Consider the following 16,747-nt stretch of genomic DNA (forward strand, 5'->3'; position numbering starts at 1 on the left):
GAACGCTATGGATTGGTTAACGCTCTGGCTGAAGAAAATTATCCTGCTCGTCCTCCTGGCGGCTTTTCTCGACTTGATTCTGCCCAATACCACCTTGCAGAAGTACGTCAAAATGGTCATGGGACTGATCATCCTGATCACCATTCTGACGCCGGCATTCTCGCTCTTGCAGCTGTCTCCAGACGAGCTGGCCATTCGGCTCACCCGCTATAAAGAAAACCTGAATCTTTCTTCTCCGCAGAGCGACTACAGGGCCTTGGCAGACAGACTGCTCAAACAGCAGAATGAGCAGGCGGAAGAGTACGTAGCCAAACAGGTGGAATCGCAAATTCGCGAGCAGGTAAGGTCCGAATACGGTGTAGAGGCAGGTGAGGTGGTGGTATCGATTGACAGTCAGCCGGGAAAACAGCCGCAAATCGAAAGTGTCACGTTGACGATCGCAAATGACCCCCGGCAGAAGGCGGACCGACAAATCAGGCCGATTGAGCCGGTGATCATTAAAGTGGGGGATGACAGGATGGAGGAAACAGCCGCCGTCCCGGCAGCGAGCCGACAGGACGAGCATCCGCTATACCGGAACATTGCCCGCAGTATCGCGCAAGCTTGGGAGCTGTCGGCCGAACGGGTGAAGGTAGCAAGTGAAACAGACAAGGCCGAGGTCAGGCGATGATGGAAGCAAAAAGGGGGGCAATGGCGAATGTTAGACAAGTTCAAGCAGCTCTGGGCGGGCGGGACAAGCGAGCCGGGCCAGAAGAACCAGAAAAAGATGCGGCCAATCCACTATTTCATTATTCTGCTCGGCCTTGGCATCGTCGCGATGATTTTCACCGACTTCCTGTCCGTCCAGCCCGATTCTCCCTTGCCGGGAAGCTTCAACCAGGCTGAGCCCCCAACAGGAGAGCAAGCGTCGCTGCCAGCTCTCGGCGGCACCCCGGGCAAGGATCAGATCCGCGAGTATGAAAACCTTTACGAAACCAGGCTGGAAGAAATGCTGGAGGGCGTGATCGGCGTCGGAAAGGTGGAGGTGATGGTCAACCTTGACTCTACGCCGGAGATCGTGGTGGAGAAAAACAGCAATTCGCGAACCGCAGCCACCAAGGAAACGGACAAGGACAGGGCGACCCGCGATCAAACGGATCAGTCAAAGGATGAACAAGTCGTGGTGATCCAGGGTTCCAAACAAGACCAGCCTATCGTGGTGAAAACGCTGAAGCCAAAGGTGAGAGGGGTGCTGGTGGTCGCCAAGGGCGCAGACAACATACAGGTCAAAGCGTGGATCACCGAAGCCGTTCAGAAAGTGTTGGACGTTCCTGCATATAGAATTTCAATTTTGCCTAAAAAAGGCTAGGAGGTAATGAAGATGATACTGCGAAAGCAAACAGTCTGGCTGCTGACGATGCTTGCCGTGATGGTCGTACTATCCGGCTACTACTTGGTTAAAGGGCCGACGAATCAGCCGGCTCTGGGAGAAGAAAACAAGCTGGAGGCACCGCTGGCTGGCGTGGAAGTAGATTCGCATGAAACCGACCAGCCGGCCACAGACGCCAAGCCGGTGAAAGGAACAGGGGAGGCGGCCGATACGGATACGGCAAAACAGCAGGAGACGCCGCAGGTCGCCGATCAGGATGTTTTGCCGAACGCGGCCAGCGATACGCTGACGGGGATGCGGATGCAGCGGGAAGCGACGATACAGCGGCTGAAGGATGAGCAGATGACGATCATGATGAACTCCGATTCGTCGCAAGCGATTGCCGATGCCAAATTGAAGTACGACCAGCTGTCCACGCAGGAAAACAATTCGATCAGGATGGAAGAACTGCTGAAAGTGCAGGGTTACAAGGACGCGATCGTCGACATCCACGACAACGGAGTAACGGTCCTCGTACAAAAAGACAAACTGGAGCCGAAGGAGGTCGTTGACATCATCGCCCTGGCGAAGCAGGAATTGAAGGTTTCAGGCAGCAGTGTCACCGTCCGATATACCCCGTAACCCAAAACCGGCCCATAATCGGATCGACTCGGGAAGGATTCGCTTCGAATCGTTCCTGATTTTTTTGCCCATACTAGATCACTAGGCGCAAAGAGCCAAAGGGAAATCCTTTCTTGACGAAACTCTATGAAAGAAGCTACCATGAAATGTATGGGCACAACGGAGATGCCGCTGATCAGGACCGTTTACATATTGACTCATTGCCTGTTAAAGGAGTGGACAAACATGTTCAAGATTCATGAGATTCGCGAGATTATCAAACTGGTCGACCAGTCGTCGATTCAGGAGTTTACATTGGAATTGGACGGAGCAAAAGTCAGCATGAAAAAGGCCGAGGAACAGCCGGTTGGCGCGGCTGTACCGATGGTGCAGTCCGGTATCGCAGCCGCCCCGCCGGCCCCTGCCGCCCCGCCGATCCAGGTTGCAGCGGCAACGGTCGTCGAGTCGGCCCCCGCCGCCGCAGCGGTCCATGAGCAGGCAAAAACTGCCGCTGCCGAGGATGAATCGGCCTATCATAAAATCGTATCGCCGATGGTCGGGACTTTTTACCGGTCGCCGGAACCGGGAGCGCCGGCATACGTACAAGCTGGCGACAAGGTGACAGCGAGCACTGTCGTCTGCATCGTGGAAGCGATGAAACTGTTCAATGAGATCGAAGCAGAAGTGACCGGGGAGATTGTCAAGGTGCTGGTGGAAGACGGCCAACTTGTGGAATACGGCCAGCCGCTTTTCTTAGTCAAGCCCGAATAACGGAGGAGAATGCAAGATGTTCCATAAAATCCTGATTGCCAACCGCGGCGAGATCGCTGTGCGGGTCATCCGCGCCTGCCGCGAGATGGGCATTCAAAGCGTTGCCGTCTACTCTGAAGCCGACCGCGAGGCGCTGCACGTAAAACTGGCGGACGAAGCGTACTGCATCGGACCGACGCCGTCAAAAGAAAGCTATTTGAACATGGCCAACCTGATGAGCGTTGCGACCAAGGTAGGTGCCGACGCGATTCACCCCGGTTACGGTTTTCTGGCGGAGAATGCCGATTTCGCCGAGATTTGCGCCGCCTGCAACATCACGTTTATCGGGCCTGACCCCGAAGCGATCACGAAGATGGGCGACAAGTCAACGGCAAAGGATACGATGAAAAAAGCCGGTGTCCCGACAGTGCCCGGAACCGACGGTTTGGTGGAAGATATCGGGGAGGCCGTCCGGACGGCCCGGGAAATCGGCTATCCCGTCATGGTCAAGGCAACTGCCGGCGGAGGCGGACGCGGTATGCGGGTAGCGGTCAACGATGAAGACCTGGAGAAAGCTATTCGACTCGCGCAAAACGAAGCCAAGACGGCATTTGGCAACCCTGGTGTTTACCTGGAAAAATTTGTTGAAGGTCCCCGCCATGTAGAAATCCAGATCATGGCCGACAAATACGGAAAAGTCGTGTACCTGGGCGAACGCGACTGCTCGATTCAACGGCGCCATCAGAAATTGATCGAGGAAGCTCCGTCGCCGGCACTGAACGAAGAGCTTCGCCGGAAGATGGGGGAAGCCGCGGTAGCGGCCGCTCGGGCAGTTGAGTACAGCGGGGCGGGAACGGTTGAGTTCCTCCTGGACAAGTACGGCAACTTTTACTTCATGGAGATGAACACCCGGATTCAGGTAGAACATCCCGTCACCGAAATGATCACCGGGATCGACTTGATCAAAGAACAGATCAATGTAGCCGCAGGACTGCCGCTGTCGTTTAGCCAGGAAGACGTAAAGTTGAACGGCTGGGCGATCGAGTGCCGGATCAACGCCGAGAATGCGGCGAAAGGCTTCATGCCTTCACCGGGGCGGATCACTGAATACCTGGCACCGGGCGGTTTCGGCGTGCGTGTCGACAGTGCCGCTTATCCGGGATACCTGATTCCGCCTTATTACGATTCGATGATCGCGAAGGTGATCGTCTGGGGGAAAGACAGGAACGATGCGATTCGCCGGATGAAACGGACACTCGGGGAATTTGTCGTGGAAGGCATCCATTCGACGATTCCTTTCCACCTCAAGATGATGGATCACGAGGTGTTCATCAGCGGCCAGTTTGACACCCGGTTTTTGGACATTTACGATATTACGATTGATGAGTAAGTTGATTTGTAAAAATCATCCTCGTTTGCTATGATAATAGAGATATAAAGATTGGGAGGTGTGAAAGATGGACGACTTTACACCAGAAACAGAACAGACGGAACTTGGTAAAATCCAGATCGCTCCCGAAGTTTTAGAGGTGATCGCCGGTATGGCAGCCTCCGAAGTAGAGGGCGTTGCCCAGATGAGCGGCGGTATCGTTGGCGACATTGCAGAAAAATTGGGTCGAAAAAACGTGGCTCGCGGCGTTCGCGTGGAAGTAGGCTCGCGCGAAGCGGCGGTTGATGTATCGATCGTGGTCAAATACGGCCATCGCATTCCGGAAGTAGCTCACAACATCCAGGAGAGCGTGCGCAATGCGATTGAAAGCATGACGGGCCTCAGCGTCGTCGAGGTAAATGTACATATCGTAGACGTTGAGTTGAAAGCGGACGAGAAGGCACAAGCAGCGGTTGCCGTGACGGAAGAATATCAGCGCGTGCGTTAAAACAAGTGTTCATCAACCCAAGCAATACTCATGCCTCCACTTATCGGAGGCATTTTCTACATAGGAGTAACCTTTAGATACTGAAGTGAAGGAGGGTTGCGGGTGAATTTGTTCGACCGCTTTATCTTGACAATATACAGCTTCGCATTGATTCTCCTGTCCCTGATTGTGATCGCAATGGCAGCCAACTGGATTCCGTACGAGACGGCACAGTACGTTCTCGAGGGGATGTACATCCAGCACGGCATTCCGTACATCATTGTCAGCCTCGTTTTTCTGTTGATCAGCTTGCGTTTCTTCGTCAGCTCGATTACGATGAAAAAGCCGCGCAGCGAGGCGGGTATCCGTCAGCGCGGGGAACATGGCGAAGTGATCATCTCGCTCGATACGATCCGGGCCATCGCGGAGCGGGCGGCCCGTAAAATCAGAGGGGTCCGCGGACTCAAAACGACCATACGCGCTACCGAACAAGGCAACATGATTGTCCTTCGGATCTCGGTCGATGGAGAGGAACCGCTGCCGGAGATGACGGAAAAACTGCAGGAATCGGTAAAAATGCAGGTGGAGCACATCGCCGGCATCGAAATCGCCGAAGTAGCCGTTGTGATCAGCGAAGTAGCAGGCGCAGACAACCCTTCCGCCCGCCCCAGGCGGGTTGAATAGAAGGTGAACGGTATGCTGTGGAATCTGTTGTTGGAACATAAGGGAAAGGTGCTCGGCGTTCTGGCCGGCCTGTTGTTCGGGATCATCTTTTTGATTGTCGGCTTTTGGAAAACGGTGGTTTTCATCCTGTTTGTCGCAGCCGGTTTCTTCATTGGACGAAAACTGGACGACAAAGAGGATTTGCGCGAGATCTTGGATCGCATTCTGCCTGGTAAATTCAAATAGTGGGTGACGTATAACATGAAACGCAGAACAGCAAGAGAAAAAGCAGTCCAGTGCCTATTTCAGATTGACGTGGCAGAAGTGGCCCTGCAGGATGCTGTTGCCCTCGTCATGGAGGACAGCGATGAGGACGCCAATTATTTGCTGCAGCTGGTCGAAGGAACGCTGAAAAACCTCTCACAAATCGACGAAGAGATCAAAACCTATCTGCGCGGATGGAAGCTGGAAAGAATCGCCAATGTGGATCGGGCGATTCTCCGATTGGCTTTTTACGAGCTGATGTTTGAAGCGGACATACCGGAAAAGGTCGTTCTGAACGAAGCGATCGAACTGGCCAAGCTGTTCAGTGACGAACAGTCGTTCCGCTTTATCAACGGGGTTTTGTCTGCCTACATTCAGACCCGTGAAACGACAAAGGCGTGAGAAAACAGGTGGTGACAGATGAAAAAAGTCTTGCTCGGCATTGATACAAGTAACTATCGGACCTCGCTGTGTCTGGCCGGCGAGGATGGCGAGATCGTCGCCGAAGCGAAGCGGCTCCTGCGGGTCAAGCCGGGGAAACGGGGCCTGCAGCAATCGGAAGCGGTGTTTCAGCACGTGATGAACCTGCCCGAATTAAGCGATCAGCTTCGCTTGAACGACTGGGAGGTAGCTGCCGTCTGCGCCAGCGAGAAGCCTCGCCCTGTAGATGATTCCTACATGCCTGTGTTTAAAGTCGGAGAGGGATTGGCCAAGTCTTTGGCCGTTTTTTTAGGTGTGCCCTGTTATCTTACGAGCCACCAGGAGGGTCACATCGCAGCTGGCGAGTTTACCGCCCGGAAGCGGCCTGCAGCCGACCGTTTTCTGGCCGTCCACCTGTCCGGCGGCACTTCGGAAATTCTGGATTGTGAACGGGTCAGCACCGGTTATCGGATTCACAAGATCGGCGGGTCGATCGATCTGCACGCCGGACAATTGGTCGACCGCATCGGCGTGGCATTGGGACTTCCGTTTCCGGCAGGTCCTGAGCTGGAACGGCTGGCTCAGCAAGCGGAGGGGACGTTCCGGGTCGCTTCCGTTGTCGACGGGCTGCAATTTAGCTTTTCCGGACCGGAAGCGGCTTTGCTGAGGGCTGCTGGGCAGCGGACCGTCCTTTCGGCAGAGATCGCCCGGGCGACTGAGCAATGTCTTTGCAACACGCTGGAAAAAGCGCTGCGCAATGCTGTGGAGGCAGGCTGGAGCCGGGAGATCCTGATCGTCGGCGGTGTTGCGGCAAATCAATACATCAGGAAGCGATTGATCAAACGCCTGGAGCACCCCGCTATCGGAGCAGAGCTTTTCTTTTGTGATCCGGCGTACTCCGGGGACAACGCTTACGGGGTGGCGCAATTGGGTTGGCTGCAGCACAAAACACGAACATTAAATTGTTGATTTGCTTAAAAAATTCGCCTTTACATAACGGCTGCTCCCCGATACACTAAGAGTATCCGATACGCACGAAGGGAGTTTTTTTGATGACAGCCAGTATCATTGACGGGAAAAGGGTCGCACAGGAGATTCGCGCCCAGTTGACAGACGAGATCGCCAGACTGAAGCAGCAGGGCATACAGCCAGGTTTGGCGGTCATTTTGGTGGGAGAAGACCCTGCTTCGCAGTCCTATGTCAGGTCGAAGGAAAAAGCCTGCGGGGAGGTTGGCATCTATTCGGAAGTCATCCGGATGGAGGCGTCCATCAGTGAAGCACAGCTGCTTGCTACCATCAAGCAGTTAAATCAGAATCCGAACATTCATGGCATTTTGGTTCAACTACCGCTGCCTTCCCATATTTCGGAAAAAGCAGTGATTGACGAAATATGCGTAGAAAAAGACGTCGACGGATTCCATCCGATCAGCGTCGGCAACCTGGTCATTGGCAGTGATGCCCTGCTGCCCTGTACACCGCACGGCATCATCGAGCTGATCAAGCGGACAGGCACACAGATCGCAGGCAAACACGCGGTCGTCATCGGCCGCAGCAACATCGTCGGCAAACCGGTGTCGATGCTGCTCTTGCATGAGAATGCGACGGTGACCATCTGCCACTCCCGGACGCATAACCTCGCCGAGATTACCCGCCAGGCGGACATCCTGGTCGTAGCGGTGGGCAAAGCGGGCTTTATCGGAGCGGAGCACGTGTCGCCGGGGACCGTCGTGATTGACGTTGGCATGAATCGCCTTGACACCGGCAAACTGGTGGGCGACGTAAAGTTTGACGAGGTGGCGGAAGTCGCCGGCCACATTACGCCGGTGCCGGGCGGCGTAGGGCCGATGACGATCACCATGCTGCTGGCCAACACGGTGAAAGCGGCAAAACGGTACGGACGCCCGCAAAAATAAATCGTGAAGGGATCAGTTTGATGAAGACAGTTGCGATCTGGTCAGTTACCGATTTAAATCGCTTTATCAAAGGTCAATTGGAGAAGAACAGCCAATTGGCCGACGTCTGGGTGCGCGGTGAAATCTCCAATTTCACCCACCATACCAGCGGACATATGTACTTTACGCTCAAAGACAAGGACTCGCGGGTCAAAGTCGTGATGTTTTCCAGTTACAACCGTTTTCTCAAGTTCATTCCAAAAAATGGAACCAAGGCGATTGTGCGTGGTTCCATTTCTGTATTTGAGCGGGACGGGGCTTATCAGTTGTACGCCAGAGAGATGCAGCCCGACGGAATCGGTTCGCTGTACCTGGCGTTTGAGCAGTTGAAGGAAAAGCTGCAGGCGGAAGGGCTGTTTGCGGCAGAGCGGAAGCGGCCGCTTCCGAAGTTTCCAAAGAGAGTGGGGGTTGTCACGTCTCCGACCGGTGCCGCGGTCCGCGACATCCTGATCACGATCAAGCGCCGTTTTCCCCAGGCGGGCATCCTGCTTGTTCCCGCCGTTGTACAGGGAAAGGAGGCGCCGATGTCGATCGTCGCCGCGATCAGCCGGATCAATCAGTACGGCGACGTCGACGTGCTGATCGTCGGGCGGGGCGGGGGCTCGATCGAGGAACTTTGGGCGTTTAACGATGAGCATGTCGCCCGCTCGATTGCCGGTTCGCGAATTCCGGTCATCTCTGCCGTAGGACATGAAACGGACTTTACGATTGCCGATTTCGTCGCCGACGTACGGGCGGCCACTCCGACGGCTGCCGCCGAATTGGCTGTGCCTCATTACCTGGAGTGGATGGAGCGGATCAAACAGCTGGAAAACCGTTTGCATCGCGCGATACACGGCCGCCTGACACAGGAGCGGGCCAGACTGGAGCAGCTCAGCCAGTCGTACGGACTTCGTCAGCCCGAGCGGCGCGTCGCAGAGCAGCAGCAGCGTCTCGACGAAGCCGTCTACCGGCTTGGTCTGGGGATGAGACAAGCCCTGCGCAAGCACCGGGAACGGCAGGAGCAATTGGCACAGCGACTCAAGCGGTTCCGCCTGGCTGATCGCATCAAGGTTCACCGCCAGCAGCTTCACCGGATGCAGGCACAGCTGCAGCAGCGCATGGGTTACCGGGTGGAACGCGCCAGAGCGGAATGGACGGGATTGCTCGCCCAATTGGATGCGCTCAGTCCGCTCAAGGTGATGCAGCGCGGATACGCTCTGGTCTACCGCGAGTCACAGCTCGCCAAGTCGGTCCGTGACATTGCCCCGGGCGACAAGCTCATGGTACGATTAAGCGATGGGACAATTCGTGCAGAAGTGCTAGAGACAAATCGGGAGGGAATACAGCATGACCCGGAAAAAGGCTGAGCAAGATACTGAACTGCAATTTGAAGAAGCGATGCAGCGACTGGAAGAACTAGTGCGCCGTCTGGAGGAAGGCGATGTGCCGCTGGAAGAAGCGATCAAGCTCTATCAGGAAGGGATGCAGCTGTCGCGCCTGTGCGGACAAAAGCTGGATGTCATAGAAGCACAAGTGATGCAGCTGCTGGAGGAAAACGGGAAAGTCACCCAAAAACCGTTCTCATTGGAGGGAGAAGCGTAAGATGACTGCTGCTTTATCCCTTTACTTACAGGAAAAGATACAACTCGTCGAGCAAAATCTCTTGCCTGCCTTGGAGCGCGAAGGGGTTCCGCCTAGACTCTACGAGTCCATGGCCTACTCCCTTGCAGCAGGAGGGAAGCGGCTGCGCCCTGTACTCGTGCTGGCCGTCCTTGAAGCGTTTGGCAAGCCGTTGGAGTGGGGGGTGCCCTATGCAGTGGCGCTGGAGATGATCCATACCTACTCGCTGATTCACGACGATCTGCCGGCGATGGACGATGACGATCTGCGCCGCGGCAAACCGACGAATCACAAGGTCTACGGGGAAGCGACGGCCATCTTGGCCGGGGATGCCCTGCTGACCCGCGCCTTTGCCCACATTGCCGAGGCGTATCTGCATCACCCCGCAGTGACGGCGGAGACGACGGTCAAGCTGATCGCCGAGCTTGGCCTGCGCGCCGGAGCGGCTGGCATGGTCGGCGGACAGATGGCGGATATCGAAGGCGAGGGGCGCAGCCTTTCGCTGGGCGAACTGGAGTACATTCACCGCCACAAGACGGGCGACCTGCTGCTGGCGGCCCTGCTCGGCGGCGGTTACCTGGCGCAGGCGAGCGAGCCAGAGATTGCGGCGTTGGCCAAATACGGCACCTGCATCGGCCTCGCTTTCCAGATCAAGGACGATATCTTAAATGTGGAAGGGGACGCCTCGCTGATGGGCAAGGCAGTGGGCAGCGACGAGCAGCGGCAAAAGGCCACCTACCCGGCGCTGCTTGGCTTGCAGGAGGCCAAAGACCGCCTCGCGTCACTGGTTGCCGAGGCCAAGTCCGCCCTCGTTCAGGCAGGCATAGCGGCAGATTCGCTCACCCAGCTGGCCGATTACGTCAAAGACAGGCAAAAGTAGCGGCAGAACCGCGATTCTTTCCATCTGCGAGTAGTGTTTTTTCCCGCAAACCCTTATAATATACAGACGGACCCAGTCTCATTCGCGGTACTGCTCGTACAGCGATTTCCCGGCCGATCGGCCTGGGAAAGAAGGCTTGACTGGATCTTCGCGAGGGCTTCAATCGAATGAAAGTGAGGGGTTTGAGTGTTGCTGGACAGTATAAACAGCCCAAAAGACCTGAAACAACTAAAAATCCCCCAATTGCAAGAGCTGACGGGCGAGATACGCACCTTTCTCGTCGAGAACCTGGCAAAAACGGGCGGTCATCTCGCGCCCAACCTGGGAGTGGTGGAGCTGACCCTCGCTCTGCACTACGTATTTGACAGCCCTAAAGACAAGCTGATTTGGGACGTCGGTCATCAGGCATACGTACATAAAATGTTGACAGGCCGCCGCGAGCGCTTTTCCACCCTGCGCCAGTATAAAGGCTTATGCGGCTTTCCCAAGATGAACGAGAGTCCGCACGACGTCTGGGAGACCGGGCACAGCAGCACTTCCGTCTCCGCGGCGATGGGCATGGCTGTGGCCCGCGACTTGCAAGGGCAAGACCATCAGGTGATCGCCATTATCGGCGACGGAGCGTTGACGGGCGGCATGGCTTTGGAGGCGCTGAATCACATCGGTTACGAACAGAGAAATGTGATCGTCGTGTTAAACGACAATGAAATGTCGATCGCACGCAACGTCGGAGCCCTGCATCATTACCTGGGCAGACTACGCTCCAGTCAAAGCGAGGGCGCCGTCGACGAGCGCTGGTTTAAAGAACTGGGCTTTACGTACCTCGGCCCGGTGGACGGACATCATCTCGAATCCCTGATCGACGCGCTGCGGACCGCAGCCAAGACGAGCGGGCCGGTTCTGTTCCATGCGGTCACGCAAAAGGGCAAAGGCTACGCACCGGCAGAAGCTGACTCGATGAAATGGCACGGGATTGGGGCGTACCAGGTGGAATCGGGACAAGAGACAGGGGCGAAAGCGAGTGCCCCTGCCTACAAGGACGTCTTTGCCGAGACAATGATCCGGTTGACCCGCGATGATCCGCGGATCGTAGCGGTTACTCCGGCGATGCCGGACGGTTCCGGACTGATCAAGTACGCCAAGGAATTTCCCGAGCGGATGTTCGATGTCGGGATTGCCGAGCAGCACGCCTGCACGTTTAGCGCAGCACTCGCCGCCCAGGGAATGAAGCCGGTGTTTGCTGTCTATTCCACTTTCCTGCAAAGGGCCTACGACCAGTTGATTCACGATGTAGCCCGTCAGAAGCTTCCTGTCGTCTTTGCCATCGACCGGGCAGGATTTGTCGGGGCGGACGGAGAGACGCATCAGGGGGCGTATGACATCGCCTACATGCGGGCCATCCCGAATATGGTGATCATGGCACCCAAAGACGAAAACGAGATGCGGCATATGATGAAAACAGCCGCTGTCTATGAAGATGGCCCGATTTCGTTCCGCTATCCCCGCGGCAACGGGCGGGGCGTGCCGCTCGACGAGGAACTGCAGGTGCTGCCGATCGGAAAAATGGAGATCGTCCGTCCCGGAAAGGATGTGGCGATCCTGTCGTTCGGCCATGTCTTTGAACTGGCCGAGCAGGCGGTCGACATGCTGCACGCTTCGGGGATTCACCCGATGCTGGTCAACGCCCGCTTCTGCAAGCCGCTCGACGAATCCCTCCTGCTGGCCTTGGCAAAAGAAGGCTACAGGATCGTCACGGTAGAGGAAGGGGTGGTCATGGGCGGCTTTGGCAGCGCGGTAGCCGAGTTTTACGCCATGAAAGGCTGCCGGATGGACGTGCAGATCATGGGGCTGCCTGACACCTTTGTCGAGCACGGCAGTGTAAAAGAACAGCGCGAGGAAATCGGTCTTACGGCAGAGGCGATCGCTGGCCGTGTCCGGGCCCTGTTCCCCGCTGGCATGCAGAGGGCGTAGCCGAATGAAGAAAGAACGCTTGGATGTACTGTTAGTGGAACGGGGATTGTATCCCACCCGGGAAAAGGCCAAAGCTGCCGTCATGGCGGGGTTGGTGCAGGTTGCGGGCGAGCGCTGCGACAAGCCTGGCACCAAGCTGGCAGAGGATGTGGCGATCACGGTCAAAGGCGAGCTCCACCCATACGTCAGCCGCGGCGGGCTGAAGCTGGAGAAAGCGCTGGACGTGTTTCACATCGATCTGGCCGGCAAAGTCATGGTAGATATCGGTTCATCGACAGGCGGATTTACCGACTGCGCCCTGCAGCACGGTGCGCGAAAGGTGTATGCGATCGACGTTGGATACGGGCAGCTGGCATGGTCGTTGCGTCAGGATGAACGCGTCGTCGTGATGGAGCGGACGAATTTCCGCCACCTCGACCCTGATGCGTTTCCGCATGAGAAGCCTGATTTCGCTTCGATCGATGTTTCTTTTATCTCATTGAAGCTCATCCTGCCTGTGCTGTATCGGCTGCTGAAAGCGGGCGGGGAAACGGTCGCACTGGTAAAGCCTCAGTTTGAGGCCGGCAAAGAAAATGTCGGGAAGAACGGAATTGTCCGCGATCCCCGAATCCACCGCGAAGTAGTGCTGGCCATCAGCCAGTTTGCCGCATCGCTGGGATTTGTTTTGAAAGGGCTCAGTTACTCGCCCATCACCGGCGGAGAGGGCAACATCGAGTTTTTGTTGTACCTGCACAAAGCGGCGGAGGCGGGCCAGAGCATCGATGCAGACTGGGAGAGCGTCGTGGACGAAGTGGTCAGCGCTGCCCATCAATCCCTGCACTAGGAACTGGAAACCGGATCATACGCAAAGACTCCAAGCCGCTTCTCGCCGAGGGCGGCTTTTTTTTCGGGATGATGAAGAATCAGTGGTGGACGTTTTTTTTATGCAGAAAACGATGTATACTTGTATAAGGATTCCAACCATGAACATTCGGGGTGTCCAATGTGAAGACAATCGGAATTGTTGCAAATAAAGGAAAACCGGCGGCACGGATTATTGCTAGGGAATTGTTGTATTTATTTGAAAAAAGAGGAATCAAGGTGTATCTTGATGACAACATTGCCGGCGAACTGGGCCGCTCGGAATTGGCTTGCCCGCCGAGTCAGATGGGTGGAACCGTTGAGCTCGTCTGCGTGCTGGGCGGAGATGGCACGCTTCTGGGGATCGCGAGGGATTTGGCCGGCTGCTCTGTGCCCATTCTCGGATTCAACCTGGGGACATTAGGCTTTTTGTCCGAAGCGGAACCGGATAACCTGCCGCTTGCTGTCGACCAGCTCTTGGCCGGCCAATACAGAATTGAAGAACGGAGCATGCTGCAGGCTGCACTTGTGCGCAAAAATGAAACCTTGGCCACCTACACGGCGATGAACGATGTGGGGATTGCCAAAGGCTCTTTCTGCCGGATCATCAACTGTGCGGTTTGGGTAGACGACCAGTTCGTCGCCACTTTTCGCGGAGACGGCGTCATCATCTCCAGCCCAACAGGGTCGACGGCCTATTCGCTCTCGGCGGGAGGACCAATCGTCGCGCCCAACGTCGACATGCTGCTGCTGACGCCGGTGGCTCCCCATATGCTGACGGCAAGACCGATGATCTTCTCCGCCGAGCAGGTGATCAGAGTGGAAGTAGATGCGGTTCATCAGGAGATGGGGCTGTCGATTGACGGGCAGTTCGGCTACCGCCTCGAGGGCGGAGATGTGATCTACGTGCAGCGCTCCCCTCATGTTACGCCATTAGTACTGTGGAACACCGGCAGTTTTTATGAAGTCATACGCAAAAAACTACAAGCTGAATGGGAGTAGATTATGACCAAAGGACAACGACACATCAAAATTCGCGAGATTATCGCCAACGAGGAAGTGGAGACCCAAGACGAACTGGTGGATCACCTCCGCAAAGCCGGGTTTCATGTGACCCAGGCTACCGTATCGCGGGACATCAAGGAGCTGCATCTGATCAAAGTTCCCCTGCCCGATGGACGGTACAAGTACTCGCTGCCTTCGGACCAGAAGTACAACCCGCTGCAAAAGCTGAAGCGAGTGCTGGTGGAAAGCTTTGTCAGCATCGATTACACCGACAATCTGATCGTGCTGAAGACCATGCCGGGTTATGGCAATTCGGTTGCCGTACTTATCGACAACCTGCAGTGGCCGGAGATCATGGGCACCGTTTCCGGCGACGACACGATGCTGATCATCTGCCGCACCCGGGACAATTCGGCGGCGGTGACAAAGCGCCTGCTCGACATGCTGTAATCTGGTGGGAACCCAGGCAAAGGGGGAAAAGGATGTTAGTCGAATTGTCTATCCGCAATTTTGCCATTATCAAATCCGTCACGATCCCGTTTCGGCGCGGTCTGAACATCCTGACAGGGGAGACCGGTGCAGGGAAATCCATCATCATCGACGCTCTGGGCCTGCTGCTCGGCGAGCGGGGCTCAGCCGAATACGTCCGTTACGGCGAAAAGCGGGCAGAGGTGGAAGGATTGTTCGAATTTCCGCAGTCCCATCCAGTCATCGGACTATGTCTGGGGTTTGGGATCCAAGTGGAAGCAGACGGCATGATCGTGGTGCGAAGGGAGATCTCCCTGCAAGGAAAAAACGTGATTCGCGTCAACGGGCAGTTGATCACGCTCGCCATGCTGCGGGAGCTGGGACCTTGGCTGGTGCAGATTCACGGCCAGCACGACACCCATGCCCTGATGCAGTCGGACAAGCATATCAAATGGCTTGACGCCTACGGCGAACAGGCGTTGGCCGCTGCATGGCAGGAGTACGCTAAACTGTATCAGGCCTACCGGAAAACCCGGCAGGATCTTGAACGCATGGCCAAGAACGAACGCGAATTGGCCCAGCGCATCGATCTGTTATCCTATCAGCTGGGCGAGATCGAATCGGCGCAGCTGCAGCCGGGCGAAGACGAACGGCTGCTCTCGCAGCGGAAAAAATGGATGCACATCGAAAAGGTATACGCCGGCATTCAAGACGCTTACCAGGCGCTGACCGGGGATCATCGGGGCATGGACTGGCTGGGCCATGCGATGGGGGAACTGGAGCGGGCACAGTCTTACGATGAAAGTCTTACCCCGTTGGTGGAAACCATTCAAACAGCGTATTACCAGGTGGAAGATGCCGTCCATCAGCTTCGCCAACTGCAAGATCAGCTTGAATTTCATCCAGATGAGCTGGCAGAAGTGGAGCGCAGGTTGGATGTGATCCAGCAGCTCAAGCGAAAGTACGGAAAAGACGTCGCCGAAATTCTGGAGTACGCTGCGGCAATCCAGGACGAGTTGGATGAGATTCAGAACTTTGACGACAGGTTGCGGCAGCTGGACAAACGGGTGCAGGAGCTGGCCGCCGACCTCGCTGTGGAAGCGCAGGAGCTGACAGCGATTCGCCGTCAGCTGGCTCAGCAGCTCGCCCTGAAAATCGAACAGCAGCTGCAAGAACTGCAGATGAGCCGGGCGCGCTTTGACATTGTCGTTACTCACATTGCCGACGATCAGGGACTCGAGGTGAATGGTGCACGGTACAGGATCGACTCTTCGGGGATGGATCACGTGGAGTTCCTGATCGCCCCCAACCCCGGCGAACCGCTGCGCCCCCTCGCAAAAATCGCTTCCGGCGGCGAGCTTTCCCGGGTGATGCTGGCGATTCAAACGATTCTCGCTTCGACGGACCAGGTCGAAACCTTGATTTTCGACGAGGTGGATACCGGGGTAAGCGGACGGGCGGCACAGGCGATCGCCGAGAAATTGGCCCGTGTCGGCCAGCACCGGCAGGTTATCTGCATTACCCACCTTCCGCAAGTGGCTTCGTTGGCCGATGCCCATTTTTACATATACAAACGGCTGGAAGAAGAGCAGACGCTGACGCATGTCACGGCCTTGGACGAGCAGGAGCGGATCACGGAGCTCGCCCGGATGTTGGGCGGTGCCGAAGTGACGGAAAAGACCAAAGAACACGCCAGCGAGATGATTCACCTGGGCCAACAGAAAAAGCGCGAATTGGCCGGGCAGCCCCCGGCCGGGAACAACAGCAGAGAGGAAGCTGTCATGCGTAAATGACAGCTTTTTTCTTGTTATAATCCCTCTGGTGCCAGGCAACATTATAGATACGGTATGGTGGAGGTGGAGCAGTAGGTGTAGGCAGGGAAAGTAGGAGTGATTGCTGGTGATCCGTCAAAACAGAAGGAAATGGATGGGAAGTCTGCTACTGCTCATCACAGCGCTTGTTGTCAGTTCAACCCCCTTTCAGGAATTTGCCTCGCTGCCCAGTGAAATGCGCTTGTTTGAAGGGTCGCTTCAGCAGCTTCAATTATCGATGCCCGTTACAGGCACATTGGTAAACAGCAACCCCGACGTCCTTTACGTCAACGGAA

19 protein-coding genes and 1 pseudogene are annotated in these 16,747 nt (G+C 56.1%); all 20 read left to right on the forward strand.

Annotated elements, in window-relative coordinates; translation table 11 throughout:
* Positions 1-7 precede the first annotated feature (7 nt).
* The gene (gene spoIIIAF, locus HGBM_RS19780) at positions 8-670 is read left to right on the forward strand and encodes a stage III sporulation protein AF (RefSeq protein ID WP_019122818.1); all 663 of its coding nucleotides are present in this window, start codon (positions 8-10) and stop codon (positions 668-670) included.
* Positions 671-697: 27 nt separating this feature from the next.
* Positions 698-1,348: a stage III sporulation protein AG gene (spoIIIAG, locus tag HGBM_RS19785; protein ID WP_019122819.1), complete on the forward strand. Its 651-nt coding sequence runs from the start codon at positions 698-700 to the stop codon at positions 1,346-1,348.
* Between the two features lie 12 nt (positions 1,349-1,360).
* Positions 1,361-1,990 carry a SpoIIIAH-like family protein gene (locus tag HGBM_RS19790; protein ID WP_019122820.1) on the forward strand — a complete coding sequence of 210 codons (630 nt, stop codon included), beginning with the start codon at positions 1,361-1,363 and terminating at the stop codon, positions 1,988-1,990.
* A gap of 225 nt (positions 1,991-2,215) precedes the next feature.
* The gene (gene accB / locus HGBM_RS19795; protein WP_019122821.1) at positions 2,216-2,740 is read left to right on the forward strand and encodes an acetyl-CoA carboxylase biotin carboxyl carrier protein; all 525 of its coding nucleotides are present in this window, start codon (positions 2,216-2,218) and stop codon (positions 2,738-2,740) included.
* 16 nt (positions 2,741-2,756) lie between these two features.
* Positions 2,757-4,109 (forward strand): acetyl-CoA carboxylase biotin carboxylase subunit, encoded by a 1,353-nt coding sequence (gene accC, locus HGBM_RS19800; protein ID WP_019122822.1) that lies wholly within the window; start codon positions 2,757-2,759, stop codon positions 4,107-4,109.
* 67 nt (positions 4,110-4,176) lie between these two features.
* Positions 4,177-4,596 (forward strand): Asp23/Gls24 family envelope stress response protein, encoded by a 420-nt coding sequence (locus tag HGBM_RS19805; RefSeq protein ID WP_019122823.1) that lies wholly within the window; start codon positions 4,177-4,179, stop codon positions 4,594-4,596.
* A 102-nt stretch (positions 4,597-4,698) separates the two neighbouring features.
* Positions 4,699-5,259 (forward strand): alkaline shock response membrane anchor protein AmaP, encoded by a 561-nt coding sequence (gene amaP / locus HGBM_RS19810; protein WP_019122824.1) that lies wholly within the window; start codon positions 4,699-4,701, stop codon positions 5,257-5,259.
* A gap of 12 nt (positions 5,260-5,271) precedes the next feature.
* Entirely contained in the window at positions 5,272-5,484 is a 213-nt protein-coding gene (locus HGBM_RS19815) for a DUF2273 domain-containing protein (protein WP_019122825.1), read from the forward strand.
* 15 nt (positions 5,485-5,499) lie between these two features.
* Positions 5,500-5,904, forward strand: coding sequence for a transcription antitermination factor NusB (gene nusB, locus HGBM_RS19820; RefSeq protein ID WP_019122826.1), 405 nt, complete (start codon positions 5,500-5,502; stop codon positions 5,902-5,904).
* An 18-nt stretch (positions 5,905-5,922) separates the two neighbouring features.
* Entirely contained in the window at positions 5,923-6,891 is a 969-nt protein-coding gene (locus tag HGBM_RS19825) for a tRNA (adenosine(37)-N6)-threonylcarbamoyltransferase complex transferase subunit TsaD (RefSeq protein WP_019122827.1), read from the forward strand.
* Between the two features lie 83 nt (positions 6,892-6,974).
* The gene (folD, locus tag HGBM_RS19830) at positions 6,975-7,835 is read left to right on the forward strand and encodes a bifunctional methylenetetrahydrofolate dehydrogenase/methenyltetrahydrofolate cyclohydrolase FolD (protein WP_019122828.1); all 861 of its coding nucleotides are present in this window, start codon (positions 6,975-6,977) and stop codon (positions 7,833-7,835) included.
* Positions 7,836-7,855: 20 nt separating this feature from the next.
* Positions 7,856-9,223, forward strand: a complete 1,368-nt coding sequence (gene xseA, locus HGBM_RS19835; protein ID WP_019122829.1) for an exodeoxyribonuclease VII large subunit — start codon at positions 7,856-7,858, stop codon at positions 9,221-9,223.
* On the forward strand, positions 9,204-9,458 hold the full coding sequence (gene xseB, locus HGBM_RS19840) for an exodeoxyribonuclease VII small subunit (protein ID WP_019122830.1): 255 nt from the start codon (positions 9,204-9,206) through the stop codon (positions 9,456-9,458). The genes xseA and xseB overlap by 20 nt, the downstream gene beginning before the upstream one ends.
* 1 nt (position 9,459) lies before the next feature.
* Positions 9,460-10,356: a polyprenyl synthetase family protein gene (locus HGBM_RS19845; protein WP_019122831.1), complete on the forward strand. Its 897-nt coding sequence runs from the start codon at positions 9,460-9,462 to the stop codon at positions 10,354-10,356.
* A gap of 186 nt (positions 10,357-10,542) precedes the next feature.
* Positions 10,543-12,327, forward strand: coding sequence for a 1-deoxy-D-xylulose-5-phosphate synthase (gene dxs, locus HGBM_RS19850; RefSeq protein WP_026074547.1), 1,785 nt, complete (start codon positions 10,543-10,545; stop codon positions 12,325-12,327).
* Positions 12,328-12,331: 4 nt separating this feature from the next.
* Positions 12,332-13,150, forward strand: a complete 819-nt coding sequence (locus tag HGBM_RS19855; protein WP_019122833.1) for a TlyA family RNA methyltransferase — start codon at positions 12,332-12,334, stop codon at positions 13,148-13,150.
* A 161-nt stretch (positions 13,151-13,311) separates the two neighbouring features.
* Positions 13,312-14,169 (forward strand): NAD(+)/NADH kinase, encoded by an 858-nt coding sequence (locus HGBM_RS19860; RefSeq protein WP_019122834.1) that lies wholly within the window; start codon positions 13,312-13,314, stop codon positions 14,167-14,169.
* A 3-nt stretch (positions 14,170-14,172) separates the two neighbouring features.
* Positions 14,173-14,622 carry a transcriptional regulator AhrC/ArgR gene (ahrC, locus tag HGBM_RS19865; protein WP_019122835.1) on the forward strand — a complete coding sequence of 150 codons (450 nt, stop codon included), beginning with the start codon at positions 14,173-14,175 and terminating at the stop codon, positions 14,620-14,622.
* Between the two features lie 32 nt (positions 14,623-14,654).
* Positions 14,655-16,433 carry a DNA repair protein RecN gene (gene recN / locus HGBM_RS19870; protein ID WP_019122836.1) on the forward strand — a complete coding sequence of 593 codons (1,779 nt, stop codon included), beginning with the start codon at positions 14,655-14,657 and terminating at the stop codon, positions 16,431-16,433.
* Between the two features lie 106 nt (positions 16,434-16,539).
* Positions 16,540-16,747, forward strand: a pseudogene (locus HGBM_RS28075) (SpoIVB peptidase); the annotation flags it as partial.

The organism is Brevibacillus massiliensis (assembly GCF_000311785.1).
Taxonomy (GTDB): Bacteria; Bacillota; Bacilli; order Brevibacillales; family Brevibacillaceae; genus Brevibacillus_C; species Brevibacillus_C massiliensis.